The sequence below is a fragment of the Pseudosporangium ferrugineum genome (genome assembly GCF_003002065.1).
Lineage (GTDB): Bacteria > Actinomycetota > Actinomycetes > Mycobacteriales > Micromonosporaceae > Actinoplanes > Actinoplanes ferrugineus_A.
Genome location: NZ_PVZG01000004.1, coordinates 86,204 through 112,352 on the forward strand (window position 1 = coordinate 86,204; position 26,149 = coordinate 112,352).

31 protein-coding genes are annotated in these 26,149 nt (G+C 72.0%); 9 read left to right on the top strand and 22 right to left on the bottom strand.

Annotated elements, in window-relative coordinates:
- Both CLV70_RS10045 and CLV70_RS10050 read left to right on the top strand, forming a co-directional pair.
- Positions 1-849, top strand: coding sequence for an oxidoreductase (locus tag CLV70_RS10045; protein WP_106126155.1), 849 nt, complete (start codon positions 1-3; stop codon positions 847-849).
- A gap of 4 nt (positions 850-853) precedes the next feature.
- Positions 854-1,138, top strand: a complete 285-nt coding sequence (locus CLV70_RS10050; RefSeq protein WP_106126156.1) for a hypothetical protein — start codon at positions 854-856, stop codon at positions 1,136-1,138.
- Between the two features lie 12 nt (positions 1,139-1,150).
- Here CLV70_RS10050 and CLV70_RS10055 read toward each other — a convergent pair whose 3' ends face one another.
- Genes CLV70_RS10055 through CLV70_RS10065 form a run of 3 tightly spaced genes read right to left on the bottom strand, consistent with a single transcriptional unit; the run spans position 1,151 to position 3,554 of the window.
- Entirely contained in the window at positions 1,151-1,927 is a 777-nt protein-coding gene (locus CLV70_RS10055; RefSeq protein WP_106126496.1) for an amino acid ABC transporter ATP-binding protein, read from the bottom strand.
- A 5-nt stretch (positions 1,928-1,932) separates the two neighbouring features.
- Positions 1,933-2,727, bottom strand: a complete 795-nt coding sequence (locus CLV70_RS10060; protein WP_106126157.1) for an amino acid ABC transporter permease — start codon at positions 2,725-2,727, stop codon at positions 1,933-1,935.
- Between the two features lie 5 nt (positions 2,728-2,732).
- On the bottom strand, positions 2,733-3,554 hold the full coding sequence (locus CLV70_RS10065) for a basic amino acid ABC transporter substrate-binding protein (RefSeq protein ID WP_106126158.1): 822 nt from the start codon (positions 3,552-3,554) through the stop codon (positions 2,733-2,735).
- Positions 3,555-3,701: 147 nt separating this feature from the next.
- Between CLV70_RS10065 and CLV70_RS40370 the strand changes: the two genes are divergently transcribed.
- The gene (locus tag CLV70_RS40370) at positions 3,702-4,136 is read left to right on the top strand and encodes a hypothetical protein (RefSeq protein ID WP_211303711.1); all 435 of its coding nucleotides are present in this window, start codon (positions 3,702-3,704) and stop codon (positions 4,134-4,136) included.
- Positions 4,137-4,384: 248 nt separating this feature from the next.
- Here CLV70_RS40370 and CLV70_RS10080 read toward each other — a convergent pair whose 3' ends face one another.
- Genes CLV70_RS10080 through CLV70_RS10090 form a run of 3 tightly spaced genes read right to left on the bottom strand, consistent with a single transcriptional unit; the run spans position 4,385 to position 7,297 of the window.
- On the bottom strand, positions 4,385-4,996 hold the full coding sequence (locus tag CLV70_RS10080; protein ID WP_106126160.1) for a GNAT family N-acetyltransferase: 612 nt from the start codon (positions 4,994-4,996) through the stop codon (positions 4,385-4,387).
- 14 nt (positions 4,997-5,010) lie between these two features.
- On the bottom strand, positions 5,011-6,486 hold the full coding sequence (locus CLV70_RS10085) for an APC family permease (protein WP_245908148.1): 1,476 nt from the start codon (positions 6,484-6,486) through the stop codon (positions 5,011-5,013).
- 22 nt (positions 6,487-6,508) lie between these two features.
- Positions 6,509-7,297, bottom strand: a complete 789-nt coding sequence (locus tag CLV70_RS10090; RefSeq protein WP_158277739.1) for a GPP34 family phosphoprotein — start codon at positions 7,295-7,297, stop codon at positions 6,509-6,511.
- Positions 7,298-7,626: 329 nt separating this feature from the next.
- Here CLV70_RS10090 and CLV70_RS10095 point away from each other — a divergent pair, with 329 nt between their 5' ends.
- Positions 7,627-8,937 carry an NsdA family TPR-like regulatory protein gene (locus CLV70_RS10095; protein WP_106126162.1) on the top strand — a complete coding sequence of 437 codons (1,311 nt, stop codon included), beginning with the start codon at positions 7,627-7,629 and terminating at the stop codon, positions 8,935-8,937.
- Between the two features lie 44 nt (positions 8,938-8,981).
- Complete coding sequence (locus tag CLV70_RS10100) at positions 8,982-9,851, top strand: phosphotransferase enzyme family protein (RefSeq protein ID WP_211303712.1); 870 nt, start codon at positions 8,982-8,984, stop codon at positions 9,849-9,851.
- Between the two features lie 17 nt (positions 9,852-9,868).
- Here CLV70_RS10100 and CLV70_RS10105 read toward each other — a convergent pair whose 3' ends face one another.
- Genes CLV70_RS10105 through CLV70_RS10115 form a run of 3 tightly spaced genes read right to left on the bottom strand, consistent with a single transcriptional unit; the run spans position 9,869 to position 12,440 of the window.
- Positions 9,869-10,366, bottom strand: coding sequence for a hypothetical protein (locus CLV70_RS10105; protein ID WP_106126164.1), 498 nt, complete (start codon positions 10,364-10,366; stop codon positions 9,869-9,871).
- Positions 10,363-11,742 carry a sensor histidine kinase gene (locus tag CLV70_RS10110; protein ID WP_211303713.1) on the bottom strand — a complete coding sequence of 460 codons (1,380 nt, stop codon included), beginning with the start codon at positions 11,740-11,742 and terminating at the stop codon, positions 10,363-10,365. The genes CLV70_RS10105 and CLV70_RS10110 overlap by 4 nt, the downstream gene beginning before the upstream one ends.
- Before the next feature lie 23 nt (positions 11,743-11,765).
- Positions 11,766-12,440 (bottom strand): response regulator transcription factor, encoded by a 675-nt coding sequence (locus tag CLV70_RS10115; protein WP_106126498.1) that lies wholly within the window; start codon positions 12,438-12,440, stop codon positions 11,766-11,768.
- Positions 12,441-12,551: 111 nt separating this feature from the next.
- On the opposite strand from CLV70_RS10115, the gene CLV70_RS10120 reads away from it, so the two are divergent.
- Positions 12,552-13,331, top strand: a complete 780-nt coding sequence (locus CLV70_RS10120; RefSeq protein WP_211303714.1) for an SGNH/GDSL hydrolase family protein — start codon at positions 12,552-12,554, stop codon at positions 13,329-13,331.
- Between the two features lie 12 nt (positions 13,332-13,343).
- Here CLV70_RS10120 and CLV70_RS10125 read toward each other — a convergent pair whose 3' ends face one another.
- The 10 genes from CLV70_RS10125 to CLV70_RS10170 all read right to left on the bottom strand — a co-directional run bounded on the left by CLV70_RS10125 (position 13,344) and on the right by CLV70_RS10170 (position 21,789).
- Positions 13,344-14,813: a HAMP domain-containing sensor histidine kinase gene (locus tag CLV70_RS10125; RefSeq protein ID WP_211303715.1), complete on the bottom strand. Its 1,470-nt coding sequence runs from the start codon at positions 14,811-14,813 to the stop codon at positions 13,344-13,346.
- The gene (locus tag CLV70_RS10130; protein ID WP_106126165.1) at positions 14,810-15,505 is read right to left on the bottom strand and encodes a response regulator transcription factor; all 696 of its coding nucleotides are present in this window, start codon (positions 15,503-15,505) and stop codon (positions 14,810-14,812) included. The genes CLV70_RS10125 and CLV70_RS10130 overlap by 4 nt, the downstream gene beginning before the upstream one ends.
- A 96-nt stretch (positions 15,506-15,601) precedes the next feature.
- A complete protein-coding gene (locus CLV70_RS10135; RefSeq protein WP_106126166.1) occupies positions 15,602-16,366 on the bottom strand; it encodes an ABC transporter permease in 765 nt (254 codons plus the stop codon).
- Positions 16,363-17,277, bottom strand: coding sequence for an ABC transporter ATP-binding protein (locus CLV70_RS10140; protein WP_106126167.1), 915 nt, complete (start codon positions 17,275-17,277; stop codon positions 16,363-16,365). The genes CLV70_RS10135 and CLV70_RS10140 overlap by 4 nt, the downstream gene beginning before the upstream one ends.
- 116 nt (positions 17,278-17,393) lie before the next feature.
- Positions 17,394-17,771: a GntR family transcriptional regulator gene (locus CLV70_RS10145; RefSeq protein WP_211303716.1), complete on the bottom strand. Its 378-nt coding sequence runs from the start codon at positions 17,769-17,771 to the stop codon at positions 17,394-17,396.
- On the bottom strand, positions 17,768-18,688 hold the full coding sequence (locus CLV70_RS10150) for a hypothetical protein (protein WP_106126168.1): 921 nt from the start codon (positions 18,686-18,688) through the stop codon (positions 17,768-17,770). Before CLV70_RS10150 ends, CLV70_RS10145 begins: the two co-directional genes overlap by 4 nt.
- Positions 18,689-18,758: 70 nt before the next feature.
- Positions 18,759-19,571 (bottom strand): hypothetical protein, encoded by an 813-nt coding sequence (locus CLV70_RS10155; RefSeq protein ID WP_106126169.1) that lies wholly within the window; start codon positions 19,569-19,571, stop codon positions 18,759-18,761.
- The gene (locus CLV70_RS10160; protein WP_106126170.1) at positions 19,568-20,452 is read right to left on the bottom strand and encodes an ABC transporter ATP-binding protein; all 885 of its coding nucleotides are present in this window, start codon (positions 20,450-20,452) and stop codon (positions 19,568-19,570) included. Before CLV70_RS10160 ends, CLV70_RS10155 begins: the two co-directional genes overlap by 4 nt.
- Complete coding sequence (locus CLV70_RS10165) at positions 20,442-20,855, bottom strand: GntR family transcriptional regulator (protein ID WP_106126171.1); 414 nt, start codon at positions 20,853-20,855, stop codon at positions 20,442-20,444. The genes CLV70_RS10160 and CLV70_RS10165 overlap by 11 nt, the downstream gene beginning before the upstream one ends.
- 115 nt (positions 20,856-20,970) lie before the next feature.
- Positions 20,971-21,789, bottom strand: a complete 819-nt coding sequence (locus CLV70_RS10170; protein ID WP_245908149.1) for a MerR family transcriptional regulator — start codon at positions 21,787-21,789, stop codon at positions 20,971-20,973.
- On the opposite strand from CLV70_RS10170, the gene CLV70_RS10175 reads away from it, so the two are divergent.
- Positions 21,763-22,236 (top strand): DUF6194 family protein, encoded by a 474-nt coding sequence (locus CLV70_RS10175; RefSeq protein WP_106126172.1) that lies wholly within the window; start codon positions 21,763-21,765, stop codon positions 22,234-22,236. The genes CLV70_RS10170 and CLV70_RS10175 overlap by 27 nt on opposite strands.
- 37 nt (positions 22,237-22,273) lie before the next feature.
- On the opposite strand, the gene CLV70_RS10180 is transcribed toward CLV70_RS10175, so the two are convergent.
- Entirely contained in the window at positions 22,274-22,840 is a 567-nt protein-coding gene (locus CLV70_RS10180) for a helix-turn-helix domain-containing protein (protein WP_106126173.1), read from the bottom strand.
- Between the two features lie 54 nt (positions 22,841-22,894).
- Between CLV70_RS10180 and CLV70_RS10185 the strand changes: the two genes are divergently transcribed.
- Both CLV70_RS10185 and CLV70_RS10190 read left to right on the top strand, forming a co-directional pair.
- Positions 22,895-23,845, top strand: coding sequence for a nitrilase-related carbon-nitrogen hydrolase (locus CLV70_RS10185; RefSeq protein ID WP_106126174.1), 951 nt, complete (start codon positions 22,895-22,897; stop codon positions 23,843-23,845).
- On the top strand, positions 23,842-24,756 hold the full coding sequence (locus CLV70_RS10190) for a pyridoxal-phosphate dependent enzyme (RefSeq protein WP_106126175.1): 915 nt from the start codon (positions 23,842-23,844) through the stop codon (positions 24,754-24,756). The genes CLV70_RS10185 and CLV70_RS10190 overlap by 4 nt, the downstream gene beginning before the upstream one ends.
- Positions 24,757-24,903: 147 nt before the next feature.
- Here the strand turns inward: CLV70_RS10190 and CLV70_RS10195 are convergent, their stop codons facing one another.
- Together CLV70_RS10195 and CLV70_RS10200 are read right to left on the bottom strand one after the other, a co-directional pair.
- Entirely contained in the window at positions 24,904-25,593 is a 690-nt protein-coding gene (locus CLV70_RS10195) for an SDR family NAD(P)-dependent oxidoreductase (RefSeq protein ID WP_245908150.1), read from the bottom strand.
- Positions 25,590-26,087, bottom strand: coding sequence for a cupin domain-containing protein (locus CLV70_RS10200; RefSeq protein WP_106126177.1), 498 nt, complete (start codon positions 26,085-26,087; stop codon positions 25,590-25,592). The genes CLV70_RS10195 and CLV70_RS10200 overlap by 4 nt, the downstream gene beginning before the upstream one ends.
- Positions 26,088-26,149: the final 62 nt, after the last annotated feature.

Here is a 26,149-nt window from a genome sequence, read left to right on the forward strand (position 1 = left end):
GTGCGTACGTGGTTCATCACCGGAGCGACCCGCGGGCTCGGCCGCGAGATCTCCCTCGCCGCCCTGCGGCGGGGCGACGCGGTGGTCCTGACCGGGCGCGACCCCGCCGCGCTGGACGCGGTCGTGGAGTCGGCGGGTGCGGCCGGGGCCGCCCTGACCGTGGGCCTCGACGTCACCGACGACGACGCCGTCCGCGCGGCCGTGGCGGCGGCCCTGGACCGCTTCGGCCACCTCGACGTGGTGGTGAACAACGCCGGGTGGGGGCTGATGGGCGCGATCGAGGAGGTGTCCGACGCGGAGTGCCGGGCGGTCTTCGAGACGAACGTCTTCGGGCTGCTCGCCGTCACCCGGGCGGTGCTGCCCCACCTGCGCGCGCGGCGGTGGGGGCGGGTCATCAACATCGGCTCGGTCGGCGGGTTCACGCAGAGCGCCGGCATGGGCGTCTACGGCGCCACCAAGTTCGCCGTGGAGGCCATCACCGAGGCCCTGCACGCCGAGCTCTCCGGGCTCGGCATCCACTCCACCGTGGTCGAGCCGGGCGCGATCCGCACCGACTTCCTCGATCCGTCCAGCCTGCGGCACAGCGAGCGGCGGATCCCCGACTACGACGCCACCGCCGGGGCGCGCCGGGAATGGGCCGAGAAGATCAACGGCAGCCAGCCCATCGATCCCGTACGGGCGGCCGAGGCGATCGTGGCGCTGGCCGACGAGGACGTCCCGCCGCTGCGCGTCCAGCTCGGCGCGGACGCCATCGCCCGGGTCGAGGCCAAGCTGGACCTCGTGCGCCGGGAGCTGACGGCGTGGCGCGAGGTGGGTCTCTCGGTGGACCGTCCGGCCTTGGAACAATGACCGGATGACCGCAGTCACCCTGATGATGCTCGCGCGCATCCCCGAGGACGGCCTCCCGGCGTTCGACACGTACGAGAACACCGTGCTGCCGCTGCTCGCCCGCTACCGGGGAACGCTGGAACGGCGGCTGCGGGGCACGGACGACCGCACCGAGATCCACCTGATCACGTTCGCCAGCGAGGCCGACTATCAGGCGTACCGGAAGGACCCGGAGCGGCTCGCCGCCGCGCCGGGCCTCCAGGCGTCCCGGGCCGAGGTCGAGGTCTTCACTGTCCGCGACCTCGGCTGAGCGCCGCACCACTCATTCGCTGAGGTGCGCGCCGATCTCCGTCTCGCTGACCCGGGTGGGCTCGAGCACGCGGTGCAGGAAGGCGCGGGTGCGCTCCTCCCGCGGCCGGCCGAACACCTCGGCGGGCGGGCCCTGCTCCACGATCACGCCGCCGTCCATGAAGACGACCCGGGAGGCGACCTCGCGGGCGAAGGCCATCTCGTGCGTGACCACGAGCATGGTCATGCCCTCGGCGGCCAGGCCGCGCATGACGGCCAGCACCTCGCCGACCAGTTCCGGGTCGAGGGCGCTGGTCGGCTCGTCGAAGAGCATCAGCTTCGGGTCCATCGCCAGCGCCCGGGCGATGGCGACCCGCTGCTGCTGGCCGCCGGAGAGCTGGGCGGGGTACGCGCCGGCCTTGTCCGCGAGGCCGACGCGCTCCAGGTTCTCCGCCGCGATCCGGTGGGCCTCGGCGCGTCCGCGCTTGAGGACCCGGCGCTGGGCGATGGTGACGTTCTCCCGGACGGTGAGGTGGCCGAACAGGTTGAACTGCTGGAACACCATGCCGATGCCGCGGCGGACCTCGTCGATGTCGCAGTCGGGGTCGGTGACCTCGACGCCGGCCACCCGGATCGAGCCGGCGGTCGGCTCCTCGAGCAGGTTCACGCAGCGCAGCAGCGTGGACTTGCCCGAGCCGGACGGGCCGATGACGCACACGACCTCGCCCGGGTCGACCGACAGGTCGATGCCGCGCAGCACCTCCAGCTTGCCGAACGACTTGTGCAGGCCGCCGATCTGGATCGTGGACATCCCGGTCACTTCTCCCTCCCGGCCCGGCGTTCCAGGCCGCGGACCAGCTGCGACAGCGGCAGGGTGATCACCAGGTAGAGCAGCCCGGCCACCACCAGCGGCGTCGGGTTGACGCGCGTGTTGAGCGCGTCGCCGGCGAACTTGGTCAGCTCGATCGTGGTCGAGGTGACCCCGAGGACGTAGACCAGCGAGGTGTCCTTGGTGAGCAGGATGATCTCGTTGGTCAGCGGCGGGATGACGATCCGGAACGCCTGCGGCAGCACGATGGAGAGCATCGCGCGGGGGTGCGACATGCCCAGCGTACGGGCGGCCTCGAGCTGGCCCTTCGGCACCGCCTGGATGCCGGCGCGGATGGTCTCCGCCATGTACGCCGCGGCGGTGAGGCCGAGGCCGACGGTGACCGAGCCGTACACGCCGCCGGGGATCTCGCGGTCCGGGAAGGCCAGCGGCACGCCGTAGCCGACCATGAACAGCACCAGCAGCGCGGGCAGCCCGCGGAACAGCTCGATGTAGGCCGTGGCGGCCCACCGGTACGGCAGATTCGACGACAGCCGCATCAGCGCGAGGACGAGCCCGAGCGTGAGGCCGAACACGAACGCCATCAGCGTGTACAGGATGGTGTTCCGCAGCGCGACCGTGATCGCCTCGGGGAACATGCTCCGGGCGACGTCGGACCGGAGGAACGCGTCGGACAGCCGGCCCCAGTCCGCGGCGCTCGCCGCGGCCAGGATCGCGAGGGCGAAGACGACGTAGCCGGCGACGCGGACGAGCCGCTGCCGCCGGCGCCGGCCGAGTTTCATGGCGCTCAACTGGCCGGCTTCTCGCCGATCCAGTTCTTGTAGATCTTGTCGTACGTGCCGTCGGAACGGGCCGCGGCGAGGGCGTCGTTGACGGCCTTGAGCAGCGGCGCGTTGCCCTTCTTGACGGCGAAGCCGTACTGCTCGCCGGTGTCGAACCCGGCCGCGACGGCGACCTTGCCGGGGTTGGCCTTGATGTACTCGTTCCAGACCGGGAGGTCGTTGACGGCGGCGGCCACCTGGTTGGTGCTGAGCGCCTGCTGGAGCGCGGCGAGGTCCTTGTACGAGACCACCTCGATCTTGAGGCTCTTCTCCTTGACCTGCGCCTTGATGTAGTCCTCGCCGGTCGTGCCGCCCTGCACGCCGAGGCGCTTGCCGGCGAGCTCCTCCAGCGTCTTGACCTCCTTGCCGGTGACCACGGCGAGCGCCTGGGTGGCGTCGAAGTACGGCTCGGAGAAGTCGAGCACCTGCTTGCGCTCGTCGGTGATGGTCATGCCGGCCGCGGCCACGTCGCACTTGCCGGAGTTGAGGTCGGCGCCGGACTTGATGCCCTCGAACGGCGTGTCGACGATCGCCTGGGTCACGCCCAGCTTCTTCGCGACCAGGTCGATGAGCTCGACGTCGAAGCCGACGACCTTGCCGGTCTGGTCCTTCGCCTGGAACGGCGCGTACGGGAGGTGGGTGCAGGTGGTCAGCGTGCCCGCCTTGATCAGCGCCACCCCGCTCTCGGTGGTGCCACCCTTGTCCTCCTTCGCGCAGCCGGCGGCGCCGCCGATCACCAGCATCGCCGCGGCGGCCAGCGCGCCCGCCCTGTGTCCCAGCTTGTTCATGCATCTCTCCCTGGTCGGCCCCCGTTGTCGCGAGGCCAGGACAGGCTAGTCGAGGAAAATCACAATTGTTGATACACCTGTGACGAGGCCTTCCACACACTCTGTCGACGTTGGTGCGAACAGTCACGGCTCCGATCCCACCGGCACGTGACCCGGCGCGACGCCGAGGCCGAGTTCTCCCACCTGGACCGCACGGTCGACGTGATCGACACCCCGACCGGGCCGGTCAACCTACTACCGGCAGGAGATCCCCGTGCCGGCCGGGTGGACGACCGGCCGTGCGGGTTCCTGCTGTTCGGGCCGCCGTACGACCGCACGGCCGCCGAGGCGCGAGACCGCGGCTGGGCCGTGGAACACCTGCCCGGCGGCCACCTGCACCAGCTGGTCGACCCCGGCTCGGTGGCCGCGCGGCATCCTCACCATGACGGCGAGATGGCGCTCTCCGGCACCCTGACGGCGAACGGACGTGCCAATCATCAAGGCCGTGGGGGGCGCCAGCCGATCTCTTTCCCGCTTGCCTCATGGCCGATGTTTCGTCAACCATTTCTCGACGTCGTCCGCCAACCAGACCCGGCCCTGTGAGAGGCGAGCTACGGGAACGGGAAAGTCGGGCCGGCTCATGGTCGCAGCGGTTTGCCGCCTGCTGACGCCTTCGAGCCGTCGACAGATCTCCTGCGGGCCCATCAGCCTGACGGCCGCGCGTCCGTCAACGGCCGGAGGAGTTGAGCCGGGCCGGTCCTCATGGCGGTGACCAGCTTGGTTCCCGCGTTGCAGGCTCGAGCGTGCCGGCTTCGTGGTCGTCGTGCTTGCCCTGATTTTCATGGCCGCGGTCAGCCGTTCCGGGCGGGTCGCCACATGCGGCGCAGGGGCGGGACACCGTCGGCGATCCGGATCCCGGGTGGCGTCATGGGCTGGTAGCCGTGTGTGGCGTACAGCTTTTCGTTGTTCTCGTCGGTGGCTTCGAGGTAGGCGGCGTGCCCTTGGGCGTCGAGCCATTCATGGGTGTGGTGCAGGAGCATGCTGCCGAGTCCTTGGCGTTGCCGGCCGCGGCGCACTGCCAGGAACAGCAGATGCCAGTGCGGATCGTGCGGGTGGTTGTTCTCCATCTGCCGGTCGAGGTGTTCGAACTGGGGCAGGTCCGCACCGACGAGTGCCGCGAGTCGCTTCGCGTAGTTGCCGGGCTCGCTGCTCTCGCCGGTGCGGTCGAACCACACCGCAACGGCGCTGTCGTCCGCTGTCAGGACGACCCGGCCGGCGCCGTCGATCGCGTGCTGGACGTGCAGTTCGTACCAGGCGCGTGACACCGGGCGGCGTCGTGCCGGGTCCGGGACGAGGAACCGGATGACGCCGAGGGGGTCGAACGCGTCCGCGACGATGTCCGCGGCCACGAGGGCATCGGCTCGTCCGACACCGATGCGCAGGGTGGGGGTGGTACTGGTCATGGTGGGTTCCCTTCTCAGAGGACGGTGGCGCTGCGGGTGCCGCGTCCGATGCCCGCGTACACCGGAGGGTTGAGGAATCTGAGGACCACACCCCAGCCGGTGCCGGCGGCGAAGACGACCAGCAGAGCGATCGGGACGGCCCGGGCCGGGCCGGTGCCGCCCTCGACGGCGTACTGGATGGGCAGACTCTGCAGGGCCTTGACGGAGACGAACAGCAGGATCACGGTCGCGAGCAGCGGGGCGATGCGGCGGTGCCACAGGCTCTCGCCGCGGGAATCACGCCAGAAGTAGACGATGACCGCAGCGCTGGTCAGGGTGATCAGGAGCAGGATGCCGAGACCACCGGTGGTGGAGCCCCAGTAGAAGAGCTGAACCAGCGGGTCCCATCCGGCGATCGCGTACGTCGCGAGCACGCAGAAGGCAAACGCCGTCTGGACGATGGACGCGTTGCGCGGGGCGCCACCTTTGACGGTGGCGCCGAACGTCCGCGGGAGGACACCTTCGCGACCGAGGGCGAACACGTACCGGGCGATGGCCTGGTGGAAGGAAACGGCCGCCGCGAACAGGCTCGATCCCAGTGCGGCCTTCCCGACGAGTAACGCGGTCTGGCCCAGCACCACAGCCGACATGGTGAAGAACAGCTCGCTGCCTTCGGCGCTCGCCCTGCCGATGATCTGCGGACCGCCGGCGGAGATCACCACCACCGAGGCGAACACGTACACCGCGGCGACGACCAGGATGGTGCCGTAGGTTGCCCTCGGGATGGTGCGTTCACGGTTCTTCGACTCTTCTCCGTAGACGACCGATTGCTCGATCCCCGCGTACGCGGTCATCCCCAGCACGATCAGCGTGCCGACGCCGGGCATCCACAGATTGCGCACGGACAGAGCGTCCAGGCTGAAGTGGAAGCCCGGCGTGAGCATGATCGCGACGGTGAACGCCACGACCAGGACCGTTTCCAGGATGACCAGCACCATCAGGATCCGGCCCGACAGCTTGACCTCGTGCGCCCCGAGCAACCCGACCACGGCCCAGGCGGCAAACGCGAAGACCCACCACGCCACGGCAATGCCGGTCGAGCTCCGGATCAGCGGGGACGTGAGCGCTGCGAGCGCCCCGATCCCGCCGTAGCAGCACAGCTGGAAGCTGTTGTAGACGAACAGCGCGAACCAGGCGGTGCCCACTCCGAGCGGCCGCCCGAGCCCTTGGGCGACGTAGGCGTAGAACGCACCGGCATTGTCGATGTGACGCGACATCGCCATATAGCCGACGGCGAAGACCATCAGAATCGCCGCGACCGCGAGGATCGCGACCGGGACGCCGATCAGACCGGTGACGGCGAGCGCGGTGATGACCACCAGGGCCACGACGGTCAACGGCGCCACCGACGAGGCGATCGCTGAGCCGATCTCAAGCACGCCGAGCCGATCGCGGGCCAACGCCCTCGACACACTGGTTGCGGGCACGATGGATTCCTCCTGCATCGTCATGACGGGAAGGTTCGGTGATGTGTCAGCGGACAGCCGCGTCGCTGACGGCGACGTCCGCGGCCTTCAGCAGCGCCCGGGACTGCCCGTCCAGCGCCTTGAGCCGCGAGAGCAGCTCCGAGCGGCAGGCAGACGTCAAAGTGAACAACGCATGCTGATCGAGGCCGGTGACCAGCAGAAGTCCTGTCAGGAGCAAATCCGCCCCGGACAGCTTGAGCCCGTGTTGCACAGCGGTGCGAATCCTGCTCGCCGGAAACCCTGTCACGTTGAAATCGACCGGCTCATGCCGCACCGTCGTGCCACCGAACACCCGCCGGCGCTCTTCACGCCTGACCCGACCCACACGAACGAGCCGTTCCCCAACCAGCAGGTCGGCCCGCCCGTCGTAAGCCAGCCATGACAGATACTCACGCAGATCATGACCGAGCCCGCGGGGATGGAACTGTCCCACCGCCGACGGCCGGATCGAGACGGCTGGCGCCGCTCGCGGCCAGTAAGCACCCACGTCCGGCAACGCATGGACGGCCCGGTAAGTCGCCTGTCGCGGCTGCCGGGACGACGGCGGCCAGTCCTTCTCGTCCAGCCGCATCTGGTCGAGAAGTGCCCGCAGGGCGGCATCCGCGGGCGCATCGGCATCCTCACGAAACAACCGGCCCTCATTCAGCCGGCACCAGCCGCCGTGAATCAATTCCGCGAGCAGCCCCGCGGCCAGTCCGATCCCGAGCGGCCAATCACCGAGCAGCCGTGTCTTACCGACGCCGTCATGCGCCGTCAACCAGAAGTCGCCGGTAGGCCCGGCCGATGCCTCTGACATGACAGATCCCTTCACACATACTCGCCGAAGCAATCTCAAGAAGTCTTGGGAGGCGGCGAAGCGAGGCTGCCTATGCTGACTTCTACGTCTCATTCTCAGGACAGGAGGATTTCATCTCGGCGCCAGGAAAGGTAAGTGCGGAACGCGATCATCAACGCCTATCTCCAGGCCGATCAGTTATACCGATCAGCTCGACCGATCACCGGTTCCGCAGTGGGCGACCTCGGCGTTATCCTTCGGATCACAAATACTGAAAGCATGGAGTGCCCGTGAACTCGACTCGGTCCGACGGGGGTCCTCCCCCGCCGAGCATCTGGGAGAGCCCGCCGATGCGCGCCGCTCTCGCCCGACACGATCTCGCCTCCGTCTTCCGGCACCTGAGCAGGTGCGGGTTCTCTCAACGCCGGATCGGCCAGCTGACCGGGCAATCTCAGTCGGAGATCTCTGAGATCGTGGGCGGCCGGATGGTAATGGCCTACCCCGTACTGCTGCGCATCGCCGACGGACTCCGGATTCCACGCGGCTACATGGGACTGGGCAACTATGACCATGAGGTTCATACACAGGTCGAGGACGCCTTGACCACGGGCGTGACGGGGGCCGGAGAAGCAGAAGAGATCCGTCGCTCACTTCAGCACGCCGCGGAAACCATGATGGGAACTTCCCTGCCAGAGACGGACCGATGGTGGCAGCCGCTCCTGCGCACCCGGACGCCCCCTCCCGGCCTGATCGGGTACAGCGACGTGGACAACCTCGAACACCTGACCCGGATTCTGCGCGCTGTGGACTACCAATACGGTGGGGGCGCTTGCCGCGAGGCGGTCCTGGCGCAAACGGACTACGCCCGCTCGATGTTCGGCGCCAGCTGCACCGACGACGTCCGGCGGCGTCTCTGGTTGGCCACAGCGGACCTGCATAACCTTGCGGGCTGGGCCTCTTTTGACGTTGGGCTCTACACCAGCGCTCGCAGGCATTTCGCGCTCGCCTTGCAGCAAGCCAAGGCCAACGACAATCTGTCCCTGGCCGCAAATGTGCTCTATCGGCTCGGCCGTATACATCTGCACCGCAGCCACATCGAACAGTCGCTCCGGTTCTTCCAGCTCGGTCAGCTCGCCGCTCAGGAAGCAGAGGATCCTCTGACTGTCGCGATGCTGCACGCCAACGCCGGCTGGGCCTACGCTCTGATGGGCAATGGCGACAGGGCCGTCAGCGCTCTCGACCGCGCACAGCAGGAGTTCAGCCGGGGGATGGACAACGTGTCCGCCTGGGTCGCGTTCTTCGGCGCCGCCGACCTCTCAGCGCTCACAGGGATGATCTACGCGGAGCTCTCTGGCCACGAGGGAAACGACGACGGCATGGACAGTGCTGTCCAGCACCTGACAACCAGCATCGAGGCGCGGGGCGCAGCAGACACCCGCAGTGCCATCTTCGAGTTGACCGCGCTCGCCACGGCACGGCTGAAAGCTGGCGACAGCAGGCAGGGGATCGTTGAAGGTCACCGTGCCGTCGACCTGGCCGGCGAGGTGCGGTCCGTGCGAACCGTCGACCGGCTCGTTCCGCTGTTGGAAGCGGTTGAAGGAGAATCCGACGACGAGGCTGCGGCGCTCGCGCAGCGCATTGTTATCCTCCGGGGAGGATGACAGGCAGAAACCCACCGTCGAGCGGGCGGATTCCAGGTGAGCGCTTGCACGCAGTTCTTGCACGCGTGCAAGCGACCGCCGGCATCGATGTGTCCGATGCACATTTAATCAAATTCACCAATAACGCGGTCTTCGCGCTCCCCGCTGCCGGTGTTGTGGCTCGCATAGCGGCATCCACGACGATGGCTGACCGAGTCGACAAGGTAATTCAGGTCGCCCGCTGGCTTGAGGACGGTGGCGTCCCGGCGGTCCGGCTCCTCGGCGGCGACCAGCCCTTGATCGTCGACGACCTCAAGGTGACCCTCTGGCACGAGGTGCCCAGCACCGACCACCAACTGACCGGCGCCGACCTCGGAGCGATCCTGCAGCAGTGGCACGCGCTCGCCCCACCGGAGACCGGCTTTCCATCTTGGAATCCGGTGGGTGAGATCCGGAGCCGCCTCGATGAGCCGGACGGAGTCGATCTCCGAGACCTGGCGTACATGCGTGCCGAATGCGATCGCCTGGAGGATGCAGTCGCCACCCTCACCTACGAACTTCCACCCGGTCCGATCCATGGTGACGCGTTCATGGGAAACCTGATCGCCGGTGTCGGCGGTCCGGCGATCTGCGACTTCGACTCCAGCTGCGACGGCCCCCGAGAATGGGACCTCGTCCCGGTTGCCGTCGGCAAACTGAGATTCGACTACCCGGGCGACGACCACGGAGCCTTGACCGGCGGGTACGGCTTTGACGTGCTCGCCTGGCCCGGCTTCCCCACCCTGCGCCGACTGCGGGAGCTGAAACTGGTCACCAGCCTGGTTCCCGTCCTCGCCAGCCGTCCGGTGCTGCAGCCGGAATGGCGACGACGGCTGGAGACCTACCGCAGCGAAGATGAATCCGCACGCTGGTCCACCTACACCCGCGCCCCGTAGACGGGACCACGGCCGGGTCAGCGCCCGGGCGCGCGCGGGCTGATCAGGGGGCAGGTGCGCGGGGTGTCGGAGCCCGGCTCCGGGATCGTGAAGATCAGGCGGACGGTGGTCCGGGCCGGGCCGCCGCTCTGGATGTGTGTGGCCAGGGCCGTGCAGACGATCTGGTCGGCGCCCGGTGGGGTCACCTCGCCGGCGGCCAGGGGCAGGCGCAGCTCGATCGTGCCGGGGGTGGTGACGGCCTCGGCGCGGGGGGATTCGGAGGGGCTTATGCCGGTGCGCAGGCCGGACTGGCCCGGGCCGTACAGCAGCAGGGTGACCGCCTCGGCGACCGTGCCGAGGCGGCCGGACCTGCGCTGCTGCGGGCGCAGCGTGCCGTTCTGGTCGAGGAAGTAGAGGGTGACGCCGGGGGCGATGCCGGTGGGCGCCTCCGCCGCGTCGGTCACGCCGGAGGGTTGCACGCCGCAGCCGCCGAGCAGCAGCGCCGCCACGACGGTGGCGGACCGGGCCCGGTTCATCGCGTCTCCTGCGCGTCTCGGGGCAGGTGCAGCAGGAAGCGGGCGCCGCCGCCGTCGGCGTTCCCGGCGGTGAGCCGGCCGCCGTGCAGGCGGACGTTCTCCAGCGCGATCGCGAGCCCCAGCCCGTTGCCCGGGCCGGTGCGCGACGAGCCCGCCTTCCAGAACCGCTCGAAGACGTGCGGGAGCGCCGACGCCGCCAGGCCGGGGCCGCCGTCGGTCACCTCGGCCCACACCTCGCCGGGCGTCGCACCGAGGCGGACCCGCACCGGCGGCCCGCCGTGCCGCAGGGCGTTGCCGGCCAGGTTGGCGACGACGACGTCGAGGCGGCGGCGGTCCGCGCGTACCGGAAGGGGGCCCGGCGCCTCCACCTCGACGCGGTCCAGCCAGCCGCGGGCACGCAGGGATTCGCGGACCGCCACGGCCAGGTCGATCTCCTCGACCCGCAGCGCGGCGGTGCCCGCGTCGAAGCGGGACACCTCCATCAGGTCCTCGGCCAGCCGGACCAGCCGGCGCGTCTCGGCGATCGCCAGCCGGGCGGACTCGCGGGCGTCCGGTTCCATGTCGTCGGCCGTGTCCGCGAGGACCTCCATCACCGCGGTCAGCGTGCTCAGCGGGGTCCGCAACTCGTGCGACGCGTCGGCGGCGAACCGGCGGGCGTCCGCCTGCATCCGCCGCATCGCCGCCATGGACGCCTGCACGGATCCGGCCATCTCGTTGATGGTGACGGTCAGGTCGGCCAGTTCGTCGGCGCCGACCGGCGCCGTCCGCGCCCCGAGGTCGCCGGCGGCCAGCCTTCCGGCGGTGTCCCGGAGTTCGCGTACGGGCCGCAGCACGCTGCGCGCCGCCAGCAGGGCGAGCAGGGCGGCCAGCGGCAACGACAGCGCCGCGGCACCGATCGCCGAGCGGGTGAGGTCGTCGATCCGGCCGTCGACGCCGGTCAGGTCGCGGGCGGTGTACACCTCGATGCCGGAGGGCCGGCGGGTGCCGTCCACGGCGGTGATCACGACGGGCGTGCCGATCAGCAGCCACGGCGTGCCGCCCGCCACGACCCGCTGGGTGACCAGGCGGTTCCCGTCGCGTACGGCGTCGCGCAGTTCGGGGGTGACCAGCCCCGGACCGGTGCCGGCGGCCGACCGCAGACCCCGGTACGTGACCAGCGTGTCGCCGCCGACGGCCGCGCGCAGCCGGTCGAGCGTCGCCTGGTCCGGCGGGTAGCTCAGGCTGGGCGTGACCGCGCCGACCTGGTCGGTCACGGTCCGGGTGAGCTGCTGGCCGTGCGAGGCGAGCAGCGCGTCGCCCGCCGATTCCGCGCCGGCCCAGGCGGCAGCGCCGGCCGCGGCGAAGGCGACCAGGGCGCAGGCGGCGAGCAGCCTCACCCGCAGGCCCCGCGGCCACCACCTCACAGCGGCCCGAACCGGTATCCGAATCCGCGCACCGTCTGCACGTACACCGGATCCGCCGGCGTCTTCTCGATCTTCGTCCGCAGTCGCTGCACGCAGTTGTCGACCAGGCGGGAGTCGCCCAGGTAATCGTGTTCCCAGACCTCCTCCAGCAATTGGGTACGGCTGAACACCCGTCCCGGCGCGCGGGACAGCGTGAGCAGCAGCCGCAGCTCGGTCGGCGTCAGCGACACCGGTTCGCCGGCCCGCGAGACCGTGAGGGCGCTGGTGTCGATGCGCAGGTCGCCGTGCGTGCGCACCTCGTCGCCGCCGGACGTGATCCGGCGCAGGACGGCCCTGATCCGCGCGTCCAGCACGGTGGGCTGCACCGGCTTGATCACGTAGTCGTCCGCGCCCGCCTCGAGTCCCTCGACGACGTCCCAGTCGTCGCCGCGCGCGGTCAGCATGATGACCGGCACGTCGCCGGTCCTGCGGATGCGCCGGCACACCTCGAACCCGTCGACGCCGGGGAGCATCAGGTCGAGCACCACCAGGTCCGGCACCGACGCCGCGAACTCCCGCAGCCCGGTCTCGCCGGTCGCGGCGGACCGCACGTCGTGCCCGTGCCGGCCGAGCGCCAGCTCCATCCCCCGGCGTACCAGCGGGTCGTCCTCGATCAACAGCACGGAGGCCATCACCGGAGTATGCCCATCCCGCGCCACCGGCGCCCGGCCGCGAGGCGCTCTGCGACAGAACCGGGACACGACGGCGGAGGCCGCGGGACGCACGGCAGCCAGCCTGGACGCATGGTCAACCTTCGTTTCTCCGTACCCGTCATCGCCGTCCTGTCGCTGCTGCTCGCCGGCGCCTGCGGTGACCGGGCCACGGTCGCCGGCGACGGCTCACCGGCGGAGCTGGGCCCGCCCGGCCCCGGCCTGTCCCGGGTGATCCTCGTCGGCGACGACATCGCGATGAACCACGGCGAGGCCCTCGGCGCCGCGCTGGACGCCGCCGGCGTCGAATTCCACTCGATGGCCTCCGAGGGCGGCGGGACGGTGGTCGGGCCGCTGTCCGGGGACCTCTGGGCCACCCTGCCCGACCGGCTGCGCACGGCGAAGCCGAGCACGGTCGTCTACCAGATCACCGGCTTCGACTGGGGCACCGAGGGGCAGCAGAGGTCCGCGTACGAGCGGCTGCTCACCACGGTGAACGGCGCCGGCGCGAAGCTGGTCGTGGTCACCATGCCCCCGATCCGGCCGCAGGAGCCGTACGCCGGCCACCTCGGCGACCTCGCCCGCGCCCCGCGCGTCGCCCGCCAGGTGACGGAGGCGGCCGGCGACCGCGCCGCCTTCCTCGACGCCGCCGCCGTCTGGGGCGACACCTACCAGCGCGTCCGGGACGGCGCGGCGGACCGCAGCTCCGACGGGATCCACACCTGCCCGCAGGGCGCGGCCCGGTTCACGACCTGGCTGCTGGGCGAGCTGGCGAAGCGGTACCCGGGCTTCACGCCACCCGCGGCCGAGAAGTGGGCGGACACCGGCTGGTCCGCCGACGATCACTTCGTCGGCTGTCCGGCGGCGCAGTAACCGCACACCGATCTATCCCTGACGCAGCTGGGGGAGGGTCAACCGGAAGCGGGCGCCCTCCCCCAGCGCCGTCTCCAGCTCCACGTCGCCGTCGTGGGCGCGGGCCAGGGAACGGGCGATGGCCAGCCCCAGGCCCGCGCTGGCGCCGCCGGAGCGGGCGCGGGAGCGGTCCGTACGGTAGAAGCGGTCGAAGACGTGGTCCGCCTGGCCCGCCGTCATGCCCGGGCCCTCGTCGGCCACCTCCAGCACCGCGCGGCCGTCCGCGGTCCCGACCCCGATGCGCACGGGCGTGCCCGCCGGTGTGTGCGCGACCGCGTTGCCCACCAGGTTGGCGACGATCTGCCGGAGCCGGTCCTCGTCGGCGTGCACCGGCGCGGGACCCGGTGGGCCGTCGCCGCCCGGGCCGGTCAGCTCGACCGGACGGGACGGGTCCAGCGCCCGCAGGTCGTGGCGGGCGTCGGTGGCGAGGGTGCGCAGATCCATCGGGGCCCGGTCGAGGTGGGTCTCCGAGACGTCGTCGAGGCGGGCGAGCAGCAGCAGGTTCTCGGCGAGGGCGGTGAGCCGGGTGGCCTCGTTCTCGATGCGCCGCATCGCCTCGTCGGCGTCGCCGTGACCGGTCACCGCGCCCATCCGGTACAGCTGGGCCGAGCCCTTGATGACGAACAGCGGCGTGCGCAGTTCGTGGCTGACGTCGGAGACGAAGGTCCGCATCCGCGCCTCGGAGGCGGCCCGCGCGGCGAAGGCCCGTTCCAGCTGGCCGAGCATGGTGTTCAGCGACGTCGCCAGGTGCCCGATCTCCGTGCCGGGGGCGGCGTCGACGGGCACGCGCCGGCTCAGGTCGCCGGAGGCGATGGCCGCCGCCGTGTGCTCGATGCGGCGCAGCGGGCGCAGGCCCCGGCCGAGGGCGTACCAGCCGGCCGCCGTCAGCAGCACGAGCAGCACGCCGCCGCTGATCACGCTGGTCCCCCGCACCCGGGCCACGGTGGCGTCGGCCGCGGCCAGCGGCGCGGCGGCGATCGCCGTGCCGTCCGGCCCGGTCGTGGGACGGGCGACGGCCCGCCAGCGGGACGTGCCGTCGGCGCCGGGCAGGTAGACCGGGGCGCCGTCGGCGGGGACGCCCCGCAGCGCGCCGGGGGCGGGCAGGGTGGCCCGGTCCAGCCCGGACGTGTGGACGTCGCGCACCACCGCGCCGCCGCCGTCCAGGTAGACCAGGTACGGCGCACCGATCAGGTCGAGCGCCGGGTCGATCATCGCCGGCGACGCGGTGACCACGGGAGCGCTGGGAGCGGTGGGAGCGGTGGCCGGCATCTGCGCCAGCAGGGCGGTGAAGGAGCGCAGCTGGGTGTCGACCCGGTCCAGCTGATAGCGCTCGAGCTGCCCGGTGACGACCGTGGTGACCAGGGCCAGCCCGGCGAGCAGCAGGGTCGCGGTGAGCAGCAGCAGCCGTACGCGCAACGACAGCAGCCGCAGCAGCCGCCTCATCGCCGGGGCTCGCGCATCACATAGCCGACGCCGTGCACGGTCTGGATGAGCCTGGGCTCCCCGACGTCGACCTTGCGCCGCAGATACGAGATGTACGTGTCCACGATGCTGGCGTCGCCGGCGAAGTCGTAGTGCCACACCCGGTCCAGGATCTGCGCCTTGGACACGACGTGACCGGCGTTCTCCATCAGGTAGCGCAGCAGCCGGAACTCGGTGGCGGTCACCCGCAGCGGCAAGCCGTCCCGCGTGACCTGGTGCCCGTCGGGGTCGAGCGCCAGCGCGCCCACGGTCAGCACGCCGGTGTGGTGGCCGGCGGTGCGCCGCAGGATCGCCCGGATCCGGGCGATCAGCTCCTCGAGGTCGAACGGCTTGGTGACGTAGTCGTCGGCGCCGAGGGACAGGCCGGTCACCTTGTCCGCCTGAGCGTCGCGGGCGGTGAGGAAGAGCACCGGCACGGTCACCCGCCGGTCCCGCAGCCGCCGGACCACCTCGAAGCCGTCCATGTCCGGCAGCATGACGTCGAGCAGGACCAGGTCGGGCGGTTCGCCGATGGCCGCGACGACCGCCTCTCCGGCGGTCGCCACGGACGTCACCTCGAAGCCGGCGAACCTCAGCGTGGCGGCGAGCAGCTCACGGACGGTCGCCTCGTCCTCCACCACCAGCAGCCGCCCGCCGCCCGTACCGGATGTCATCTCCTGGCCCGTTCCTCGCATGCCGATCACAATAGAAACAGCGCGTCACGCCGGAGGAGCACGAACACCGCCAGCAGCAGGGCCAGGAACAGCGGGTCACACATCGCGGCGCCCGAACAGGACGACGGCGCCCGCGAGCAGGACGGCGACGCCGGCGGCCAGCCCGGCGAGGTTCACCCAGGGATGGGGATAGGCGGGGTCGGGCAGGGTCGCCACGACGGCGGACCCGCCGATCGTGGGCCAGAAGTCGAACAGCCCGTCCAGCCATCCGGGGAAGATGTCCGCCAGGGCCGGCACCAGCAGCACGATCGCCACCAGCGCGGCCAGGGCGCCGGCCGTCGCCCGCAGGATCGTGCCGAGGGCCACCGCCAGCAGCGCGATGACGGCGAGATAGAGGCCGGTGCCGACGATCGCCCGCAACACGTGCGGATCGCCGAGGGCGGCGTGCGGCGCGCCGGCGGCGCTGAGGCGGTTCTGCCCGAGGAAGAAGGCGGCGAACATCAGCACCTGCCCGGCCACCACCGCGACGGCGGCGACCACGGCCACCTTCGCCAGCAGCAGCCGGTGGCGCCGCGGGGTGGCGGTCAGCGACGTGCGCAGCAGGCCGGTCGCGTACTCGGAGGTCACCACGAGCACGCCCAGCACGCCGATGATCAGCTGGACGACGAAGAACAGGGTGAGGCTGAGCCGCGTCGGATCCCACTCCAGCCGTTCCTCGGCGGTCAGGTCCGGGTACGAGTCCGCGATCGCGCTCATCGACAGGAACGTGATGCCCAGCCCGGCGACGACCAGGCCGGCGAGGGTGAGCCAGGTCGAGCGCAGGCTGTAGAACTTGATCCATTCGGCGCGCAGCGCGTTCATGCCGTGGCTCCCTGGTAGTCGAGGCTGTCGCTGGTCAGTTCCATGAACACGTCCTCGAGCGAGGCCCGCTGCGGGGACAGTTCGCTGAGCGCGACGCCGTGGTAGGCGGCGAGCTTGCCGATCTGCTCGCCGGTCATCCCGGAGACCACCAGGGACGATTCGGACCCTTCGCGTACGGTCGCACCCGCGGTGGACAGCCGTTGCGCGAACGCGGCGGGATCGGCCGTCCGTACGAGCACCGTGCCCTCGCCGTTGGCCCGCATGAACTCGCTCATGCCGGTGTCGGCGATCAGCCGTCCCCGCCCGATGACCACCAGGTGGTCGGCGGTCTGCGCCATCTCGCTCATGAGGTGGCTGGAGACCAGCACCGCGCGCCCCTCGCGGGCGAGCGAGCGCATGAAGTCCCGGATCCAGCGGATGCCCTCCGGGTCGAGCCCGTTCACCGGCTCGTCGAAGATCAGCACGCGCGGGTCGCCGAGCAGCGTCGCCGCGATGCCCAGCCGCTGCCGCATGCCGAGCGAGAACTCCCCGGCCCGCCGGCCGGCCACCCCCTCCATCCCGGTGCGCACCAGCACCTCGGCGACCCGGCGCCGCGGGAGCCCGTTGCTCGCGGCCAGCGCGAGCAGATGGTGGTACGCGGTCCGCCCGCCGTGCACCGCCCCCGCGTCCAGCAGCGCCCCGACCTGGGTCAGCGGCACGGGCAGGTCCCGGTAGCGCCGGCCCGCGATGGTGACCGATCCGGCGCTCGGGGCGGCCAGGCCCACGATCATTCGCATGGTGGTGGACTTGCCGGCGCCGTTGGGCCCGAGGAAGCCGGTCACCTGCCCGGCGGAGACGGTGAACGAGAGGTCGTCCACCACGGTGCGGGGCCCGTACCGTTTGGTCAGCCCGCGTACGTCGATGCTCGTCATGCCGGGAATCCTGGAGGCCCGCACTGGCCGGCTCCTGGGAAGTTCTGGGTGATCCCTGAGAATCCCGCCCCCGGGCCGCCCGGCAGCGGTCCGCGGGCCGGGGATTCACAGAAAGGTCACGGCAGACCGTCCAGAGCCTCGCGTACGGCGGTCAGGATGGCGCCGTGGCCGGCGCCGGTCGCCCTCGCGCGCCGGACGAACTCCTCGGCCGCGTGCCGCAACGACGACGGCTCGCCGGGGACCGGGACGTCGGCGACCCGGGTGCCCCGGCCGCGCCGCGATTCGACCAGACCGGCGGCCTCGAGCTCCCGGTAGGTGCGCGCCACCGTGCCGACGGCGAGTCCGAGGTCGCCGGCGAGCTGGCGCAACGGCGGCAGCCGCTCCCCTGCCGTGACGACGCCGTCGCGGATGAGGGCGGCCAGCTGGCGGCGCAGCTGTTCGTACGGTGGAGTCGGGTCGGAGGGGCGGACCTCGATGGCCGGCAGCGGGTTCACGCCTTCTCCCCGGACGGCCCGGCCGACGGCAGCAGCAGGATGCCGCCGCACCACGCCGCCGCGAGGAAGGCCGCGAGCGCCACGCCGGTCAGCAGGGGCCCGTTGAGCACGCCCAGCGGGTCGCCGCACCCGGCGACGTACGACCGCATCGCCAGGCCCGCCGTCGCCGCGATGCCCATCAGCGGCGTGAGCACGAGAATGCCGGCCGCCGCCGTCACCACCTCGGCCGATCGGCGCCGCGAGACGTCGTCGGGTTCGGCGGCGTCGTCGGCCCGGGGGCGCCGCACCACCCGGCGCAGCACCAGCCCGGCCAGCACCAGCCCGGCGGCGACGACGGTGACCCCCGGGACGGTGTAGGCGGCGCCGGGCCACGGCCCGCCGTCGAAGGTCACCGGTCCCGCCTCGCACACGAGGTGCCCGTCCTCGAGGATCCAGCCTCCGGACACGCCCAGCGTCGTCGTCGCCGCGAGCGCCACCAGGACCGCCGCGGAGACGGCGACCAGCGCGCCGAGGCGGCGGGGCAGGTAGTCGACGAGCCGGCGGACCCGCAGCCCGGCGCGGCGCACCGGGCCGGTGGGGGCGGGGACGCTCAGCTCCCCCGCCAGCGTCCCGGCGAGCACGCCCAGGCCGAGGACGGGCCAGGCGACCATCGCGCCCCACGACTCCCCCGTCGCGAGGGCCGCGACGGCGCCGGCCGCCCCGGCCGCCAGGCCCGTCCAGCGCCACCGCACGGCCGGCACGACGGTGCCGCCCGGCCGGCCCGGACGCCGGACGGCCACGTCGTCGTCCGCCCAGGACAACCTGCCGACCGGAACCGGGGAGCGCTCGGGCCAGAACAGGCGGATCACGATCAGCGCGCCGATGGTCAGGGCCAGGAAGACCGAGAACACCGATGCCACCACGGGTACGAACGACACGAGGCCTCCTCTTGTATCACGTACTTGATACAAGAGGAGGCCTCAATGTGTCAACACAAGTGGGGAGCCGTCAGCGCGTGCCTCGCCGGACGATGCCGCGCCCGACGAGCAGGGCGACGACGGTGCCCATGCCCAGCGGGACGGCGGCGAATGCGGCGACCTCATCCTCGTCCAGCGTCCCGACCATCATGGACAGCGAGTCCGACCACGACACCAGCACCGCGGTCACCCCCGCCAGCAGCAGGCCGCCGAGCTGCGCGACGATCAGCGCCACGGGCCACGCCACCACGGACATCACCAGGGTGCGCAGCGTTCGGCCGCCGGCCAGCCCGGCGATGCCGGCCAGCGCGGTGATGAACACCGTCTGCATCACCATGAAGACGATGCTGTGCTTGTGGGCCACCTGCAGCAGGGAGTAGCCGAACTCCCCCACGATCAGCGTGTAGCGGGCCGCCGCCAGGCGGAAGGCGACGGCGACGGCGGCCGTGCAGACCGCGCCGGCCGCCAGGGCCCACAGCAGCTTGGTGAACAGCCAGCGCATCCGGGGCACCGACTGGGTGAGCACGAAGGCGTCGGTCGACTCCTCGCGCTCCCGGGCGAACAGCGGCACGCCGAGGATCAGCCCGATCAGCAGCGGCACGAACGTGGCGACCAGCACCACGGCCTGCGCCAGGCTCGTCGCCGTGCCCGCCGGCAGGCAGCTCACTCCCCGCTCGCAGAGGCCGGTCCGGTCGGGCACGTAGCCGGCGACCACGATGCCGTGCGCCTCGGCCTGCTGCCGGATCACCCGGGCCCCGGCGAGGACGAACGCCGTCGAGAGCGCGCTCAGGGCGGCGGCGACGATCAGGTACGGGCGCAGCAGACGCAGCGCGAGCCAGTTCATGCGAGGGTCACCTTTCGTTCCGGCTCCGGTCCGGGCGCCCGCAGGTACCCCAGGAGCAGTTCCTCCAACGTCGGGCGGTGCCACGCCAGGCTGCCCACCGGCTCCGCCGACCGGACCAGGGCGGTGGCGTCCCTTCCCACCGCCCGCGCCTCGACGATCGCCGTGCCGTCGAGCGCGCCGACCTCGCTGCCGGCTCCGACCGCTACCAGGTGGGTGGCCAGCGCCTGGTCGACGTCGGCGGCGAGGCGCACCCGCCCGTCGGCGAGCACCACCACCCGGTCGCAGACGCCGTCGATGTCGGCGACGACGTGCGACGACAGCACCACGGTCGTGCCCCGCCCGGCGACCTCGGCCATCAGCGCCCCGGTGACCTCCGTGCGGGCGACCGGGTCGAGCGGGGCCAGCGGCTCGTCCAGCAGCAGCAGGCCGGGACGCTTGGCCAGCGCCATCACCAGCGCCAGACGGGCCCGGCGCCCCGGCGCGAGGGTGCCCACCCGCGCCCCGGAGGGCAGCGCCGCGTCGTCGGCGAGGCGCCGGGCGTACGCGGCGTCCCAGCGCGGGTTGAGGCGGCCACCCAGGGCGAGGGTCTGCGCCACCGTCAGCATCGGATAGAGCGGGGCGTGCTGGCCCACGTACCCGATCGCGGGAAGCGAGGCGTCGCCGGCGACCTCGCCGAACACCCGCACCCGGCCGCGGTCCGGCCGCAACAACCCGGCGGCGGCCCGCAGCAGCGTGCTCTTGCCGGCCCCGTTGCGCCCGACCAGCGCGGTGACGGCGCCTGCGGGAACCACGAACGAGCAGTCGTCCAGCGCGCGCCGCGGCCCGAAGCTGTGGCCGACCCCGGCGACGTCCAGCGCCGCCTCCGTACGCTCAAACGGCACGACGCGCCTCCCCCGCACCCGGCACCGTCCCGGCCGCCACCTCGGCCACCAGGGCCTGCATGTCGGTGACGTCCAGCCCGGCGGCGCGGGCCCGGGCGGCCCAGGCGGCCAGCTCGCGCCGCAGCCGCCCGAGGTTGTCGGGCAGCGGCGCGAGATGCTCGCGCACGAACGTGCCGGACCCCTGCCGCGCCTCCACGAGCCCCGCCACCTCCAGCTCCCGGTACGCCTTCAGCACGGTGTTCGGATTGATGCCGGCGTCCTCCGACACCTCCCGAGCCGTGGGCAGCTGGTCACCGGGCGTCAGCCGGCCCATCCGGATCGCCTGGCGCACCTGCTGCACGAGCTGGACGTACACGGCGGTCCCGGTCCGGCGGTCGATCCGGAAGATCACGTCAACCGCCAATCCCCTAGTCAACTAGTGGACCGAGACTCCCGGACGCCGCCACCGTCTGTCAAGAGGCATGCAGAACGGTTCTCGCTTTGCCATCACGCAGCGCCGAATGGCACTGCTCGATTTCTCACGGGACTGCCTTCGGCTCGATGGAGGATGCCAGGGTCAGGAGGCCCGGCGCCGCCTGGAGGAGGGCTCGCGAACGCGAGTTGATGTGCGCGACCCGTGCCCGGAGGGCGGCGGTGATGTCGGATGTGCGGGCGTGTTGCCGCAGGGCCGGCAGGAGTGCTTGCAGCGGCGGGATGCGATAGCCCGCGAGGCGTAGTTGGTGCACGATCCGCGCGTCTCGGACGTCGGCGGGGGCGTAGACACGGGCATGTCCGCCACCTGCGCGGGCGGGGGTGAGCAGGCCCTGCCTGTCCCAGTACCGCAGCGTCGAGGTGGGCACTGCCAGCGCGGCCGCGAGTTCGGAGATGGTCATGGCGTCGCCGGGGCGGACGTCGCCGAGGGTTTCGGCGGAGATCGCGGCGACCGCGTCTCCGGCCAGCTCGACGTCGCGCCGTTCAGCGTGCAGGCGGGCGTGCGCCATGTCGACGAGGGCCAGTACGTCAGCCTCCGTGCCGGCCCGTGCGACGCGAAGGAACCTCTTCGCCTCGGCGGCCCCGACGCCCGCGGCGAGGACGACGTAGGTCGCCGCCGCCAGCGCGTGGATCTCGGTCCACGCGCGATAACCCGACGGAGTACGCGCGGCCGATTCCAGAACCCCGTCACGTTCGAGGTTGCGCACCAACTGGACGGAGCAACCAGCGCGCCGCGCCACCTCGGCGGTTCGCAACGGGCGGTGGAGGGTTTTCGTGGTCATCGTTGAGGCCTCGCGTTCGGAAGTCTCCACAAGCAGTTCAATGTAACGCTGGAACACATGGACATGGACGACATCATCGACCACGCGAGGACGCTGGACGCCGTGCTCATCCTGCGGCCACAACCCGGCGATCCGTCGCCGGAGGTCAGCTGGGGAGACGCATTCATCTACTACGCCCCGGGCGGCGTCCTCCCGCCGACGCAACCCTTCGCCACGATCGTGACGAAGGACTACCCCGACGAGCCCCCCTCCGGCCTGGACCGGCCGGGCGCCTTCCGGCTCAACATCGCCGCGCCCGGGGCGGATTTCGCGCGAGTCATCGGCTCATCACCTCGCGACGCCAGGAACGCCGATCACGACACCCGCGCCCGCGACACCTGGTTCCCTCATCCGGTCTACGGCGGAGCGGGCTGGTTGTCCGTCGTCAACCCCGACACGGCACTCCCCGAGGCGCTGAGCCTGCTCGAGGCCGCCCACAAGGCCGCGCGCGACCGGCATCAGCGGCGAACGGCGAACAACGACGCCGACTAGCGACACGAGACCGGCCAGCGCCGACCGGCTCGCCGGCTCACCGGGGGAGGTCGGGCAGGGCCGGGAGGTAGGTCATGACCACGGCGGCGATCACGGGGGCGGAGCCGGCGACGTAGGAGTGCGGCAGGTCGGCCCGGTAGCTGATGAAGTCTCCCGGGGCCAGGTCGTGCAGGTCATCGGCCGGGCCCGTGCTGAGGCTTCCCGCGATCAGGGTGATGTGCTCGGTGGTGCCGGTGGCGTGCGGCTGCCGGTCGAGGCGTTCGCCGGGGCCGAGCCGCAGGCGCCAGAATTCGGTCATGCCGCTGCCGCCGACGCGGGTGAGCAGGTGCTGGCTGGGGGTGGGCTCGGTCGGTGCGGGGCTGCGGTCGAGGCGTACGGACGGTGGGGCCAGCTCCGCGACGAGGTCGACGAGCGGGAGGCGGAGTGCCGCCGCGAGCGCGCCGATCGTGTCCAGGGTCGGATTGCCCTGACCGGCCTCGATCTTCGACAGGGTCGCCCGGGCCACGCCGGAGGCGCGGGCGAGTTCGGCCGCGCTCATCGCCCTCTCCTCGCGGAGCCTTCGCAGCCGCCCGCCCAGCGCCACTTGCAGATTCGAGCCGTCCATGTGTCTACTATAACGAACGCGCTGTTCAGTTAACTAGACACTCCTGGAGGAGCGATGGAAACCGCTCAAGGGCACCGGGTACGGGCTGCGGTCGCCCAGGCCACGCCCGTCGTCTTCGACACCGCGGCCACGCTGGAGGTGGTGGCCGACTGGTCGGCGCGCGCCGCCGCGGCCGGCGCCGAGCTGCTCGTGTTCCCGGAGGCGTTCCTCGGCGGCTACCCCAAGGGCAGCACCTTCGGCGCGGTCGTCGGCGACCGGACCGCGGCGGGCCGGGAGCAGTTCCGCCGCTACCTGGACGCGGCCGTCACCGTGCCGGGGGCGGAGTGCGAGCGGCTGGGCGACATCGCCCGGCGGGCCGCCCTGCACCTGGTCATCGGCGTCGTCGAGCGCGACGGCGGCACCCTCTACTGCAGCGTGCTGTTCTTCGCACCGACCGGCGAGCTGCTGGGCAAGCGCCGCAAGCTCATGCCGACCGGCGCCGAGCGCATGATCTGGGGCTTCGGCGACGGCTCGACCATGGACGTCCACCCGACGCCGATCGGCCGGCTGGGCGCCGTGATCTGCTGGGAGAACCTGATGCCCGCGGCCCGGCTCGCCATGTACGCCAAGGGGATCGAGCTGTACTGCGCGCCGACCGCCGACGGGCGCGACGGCCACCACGCGACGATGCGGCACATCGCCCAGGAGGGGCGCTGCTTCGTCCTGGCCGCCAACCAGGTGACCCGCGTCCGGGATTTCCCCGCGGACCACTTCGACCCCGGTGCCGCCACCACGCCGGAGCAGCTCGTGTCGCGGGGCGGCAGCAGCATCATCGGCCCGCTCGGGCAGGTTCTCGCCGGGCCGGCGTACGAACAGGAAACGCTGTTGATCGCGGACCTGGACCTCCGGCAGATCGCGAGGGCCAAGTACGACTTCGACGTCGTGGGGCACTATGCCCGGCCGGACGTCTTCCGCCTCGTCGTGGACGAGACTCCGAAGCGGGCCGTCACCCGGAGCGTCGCGTGATCCCCGCGGACGGGGACCTGGCCGGGGCCCGCGACCGCCTGCGGGGCCGGGTCCGGCACACCCCGGTCGTCCGCGTCGACGGCCGGGATGTGGGGTCGCGCGGCGAGCTGACGCTGAAGCTGGAACAGTTGCAGTACACCGGTTCCTTCAAGGCCCGGGGCGCGCTGAACGCCGTGCTGACCATGCCCGCCGGGGCGGCCTCCGTCACCGCCGCCTCGGGCGGGAACCACGGGGCGGCGGTCGCCTGGGCCGCGCACCGGGCCGGCGTACGGGCGACGATCTTCGTCCCGTCCTTCTCCCCGCGGGTCAAGCAGGACGCGATCCGCCGGTACGGTGCGGACCTGCACCTCGTCGACGGTTTCTACGCCGACGCGCTGGAGGCCGCCCGGAAGTTCGCCGCCGAGCACGACGCGGTCCACATCGACGCGTACGACGACCTCGCCACCGTGGCGGGGCAGTCGACCGTCGGCGCCGAGCTGGCCGGGCAGATCCCGGCCGGTGACACCGTCATCGTCGGCTGCGGCGGAGGCGGCCTGTTCGCCGGGGTCAGCCTCGCCCTGCGCGGCCGCAACACCGTCGTCGCGGCGGAACCCGAATCCGCGCCGTCCCTCGCGTCCGCGATCGCCGCCGGACGGCCCGTCGACATCGACGTCGACCGCGCCGGGGCCGCCGTCGACAGCCTCGGCGCGCGCCGCGCCGGGTCCATAGCCACCGCGGTCGCGCTGGAGCTGCGCTCCCCTGTCCTCCTGGTCCCCGACGAGGCTGTCCACCGCGCACGGCAACAGCTGTGGGACAACTTCCGCATCGCCGCCGAACCGGGCGGCGCCACCGCCCTCGCCGCCGCCCTGCACCACGCCGGCGACCTCCCCCGCGACCGCGTCACCATCCTCATCAGCGGCGCCAACGCCTGAGGCGCCGGACGACGCCACCGGCGACGCGGCCGGCCCGGCCGGTGCTCCGGCCGCCGGCCGGCGACACCAGGAAGCCGGCCACGTCCGCGATGTCCCCGGGCTCGCCGATGCGGCCCGGCAGGCGACATCGGTCCGGCGCGGTCGCCCTCAGCCGCCGTACGCCGGGATCAGGCCGCCGCTCACCGGGGCGGAGGCGTCGCCGGCCAGGACGGTGATCAGCCCGGCGAGCGCCTCCGGGGCGACCGCGTGGGCCAGCAGCCGCGGCGGCAGGGCCGCCCGGTTGGCGGCGGTGGCGATGAGCTGGGGCAGGATGACGTTGACCCGGATGCCGTGCGGGCGCAGTTCCAGATCCAGCACCCGGCCCAGGTGCGCCAGGGCGGCCTTGGTGATTCCGTACGCGGCGGCGCCCGCGGCCGGCTCCACTCCGGGTCGCGCTCCGGTGTGGATGATGACGCCCGCGCCCCTGCGGCGCATGTACGGCGCCACCGCCTGGGTCAGCCACAGCGCCGCGCCCAGGTTCACGTCCATCAGCGCCCTGAGCCCCTCCGGCGTCACCGTGCTGAAGTCGCCGGTCCCGTGGGCCCCGAGGGTGTTGACGAGAACGTCCGGCGGGCCGGCCGCGGCGACGACGCGGTCCATGAGCGACGGGAGGGCGGCCGGATCGGTGGCGTCGGCGATCTCGCGGTGGACGCCGGCCGGCAGGTCGTGGAGTTTCGCCGCGGTGCGGTCGACGGCGACAACAATCAGGCCGGCCGCGTGCAGGGCGGCGGCGGTGGCGCGTCCGAGGCCGCCGCCGGCACCGGCGACGAGGGCGACGCGGGTGCTCGTGGTCGTCACCGGGGCAGCTCCGGGAGGGCGATCGAGCCCGTGCGCTCGATGATGTCCGCGATCCGCTGGTTGCGTTCGATGCCCCATGGCTCCGGCCGCCCGCCGGGCACGGGGTCGTCGCCGCCGTCGATGAACAGGTCCTCCAGGCCGCCGGGCGTGAAGATGAAGAGCAGGCGGGCATCCGAGCCGCCGATGTTGGTGAAGCGGTGGCGGTGCAGCCGCGGCACGAACACGAACGCGCCGGTCTCGGCCACGAAGGTGCGTTCGCCGTCGAGGAACTCCAGCGCGCCGTCCAGCAGGTAGAAGGATTCGTCGGTCGCCTTGTGCGCGTGGGCGATCGGCCCGGCGCCTGGCGGCACGACCGCCTCGACGAAGCCGAGGGCACCGCCCGTGGACGACTTCGTCGCCTTGATCGTATAGATGTCGCCCGACACCCACTTGACCAGGCCCTCCTCGGCGGGAACGTGCAGCACGCCGCCGGTTTCGATCGTCGGGAAGCTCATGGGTAGATGTTTGCACAAACAAATACTTCCGGCAAGGAGGGGCGGCGGAGCGAGATTGTTAG

Bases quoted from the DNA above. Each gene is read 5' to 3' on its own strand.
- CLV70_RS10050 (WP_106126156.1), top strand. From the start codon at position 854: ATGACCGCAGTCACCCTGATGATGCTCGCGCGCATCCCCGAGGACGGC.
- CLV70_RS10055 (WP_106126496.1), bottom strand. From the start codon at position 1,927: ATGTCCACGATCCAGATCGGCGGCCTGCACAAGTCGTTCGGCAAGCTG.
- CLV70_RS10060 (WP_106126157.1), bottom strand. From the start codon at position 2,727: ATGAAACTCGGCCGGCGCCGGCGGCAGCGGCTCGTCCGCGTCGCCGGC.
- CLV70_RS10065 (WP_106126158.1), bottom strand. From the start codon at position 3,554: ATGAACAAGCTGGGACACAGGGCGGGCGCGCTGGCCGCCGCGGCGATG.
- CLV70_RS10080 (WP_106126160.1), bottom strand. From the start codon at position 4,996: ATGACCAGTACCACCCCCACCCTGCGCATCGGTGTCGGACGAGCCGAT.
- CLV70_RS10085 (WP_245908148.1), bottom strand. From the start codon at position 6,486: ATGACGATGCAGGAGGAATCCATCGTGCCCGCAACCAGTGTGTCGAGG.
- CLV70_RS10090 (WP_158277739.1), bottom strand. From the start codon at position 7,297: ATGTCAGAGGCATCGGCCGGGCCTACCGGCGACTTCTGGTTGACGGCG.
- CLV70_RS10095 (WP_106126162.1), top strand. From the start codon at position 7,627: ATGCGCGCCGCTCTCGCCCGACACGATCTCGCCTCCGTCTTCCGGCAC.
- CLV70_RS10105 (WP_106126164.1), bottom strand. From the start codon at position 10,366: ATGAACCGGGCCCGGTCCGCCACCGTCGTGGCGGCGCTGCTGCTCGGC.
- CLV70_RS10115 (WP_106126498.1), bottom strand. From the start codon at position 12,440: ATGGCCTCCGTGCTGTTGATCGAGGACGACCCGCTGGTACGCCGGGGG.
- CLV70_RS10120 (WP_211303714.1), top strand. From the start codon at position 12,552: ATGGTCAACCTTCGTTTCTCCGTACCCGTCATCGCCGTCCTGTCGCTG.
- CLV70_RS10125 (WP_211303715.1), bottom strand. From the start codon at position 14,813: ATGAGGCGGCTGCTGCGGCTGCTGTCGTTGCGCGTACGGCTGCTGCTG.
- CLV70_RS10130 (WP_106126165.1), bottom strand. From the start codon at position 15,505: ATGACATCCGGTACGGGCGGCGGGCGGCTGCTGGTGGTGGAGGACGAG.
- CLV70_RS10135 (WP_106126166.1), bottom strand. From the start codon at position 16,366: ATGAACGCGCTGCGCGCCGAATGGATCAAGTTCTACAGCCTGCGCTCG.
- CLV70_RS10140 (WP_106126167.1), bottom strand. From the start codon at position 17,277: ATGACGAGCATCGACGTACGCGGGCTGACCAAACGGTACGGGCCCCGC.
- CLV70_RS10155 (WP_106126169.1), bottom strand. From the start codon at position 19,571: ATGAACTGGCTCGCGCTGCGTCTGCTGCGCCCGTACCTGATCGTCGCC.
- CLV70_RS10175 (WP_106126172.1), top strand. From the start codon at position 21,763: ATGGACATGGACGACATCATCGACCACGCGAGGACGCTGGACGCCGTG.
- CLV70_RS10180 (WP_106126173.1), bottom strand. From the start codon at position 22,840: ATGGACGGCTCGAATCTGCAAGTGGCGCTGGGCGGGCGGCTGCGAAGG.
- CLV70_RS10185 (WP_106126174.1), top strand. From the start codon at position 22,895: ATGGAAACCGCTCAAGGGCACCGGGTACGGGCTGCGGTCGCCCAGGCC.
- CLV70_RS10200 (WP_106126177.1), bottom strand. From the start codon at position 26,087: ATGAGCTTCCCGACGATCGAAACCGGCGGCGTGCTGCACGTTCCCGCC.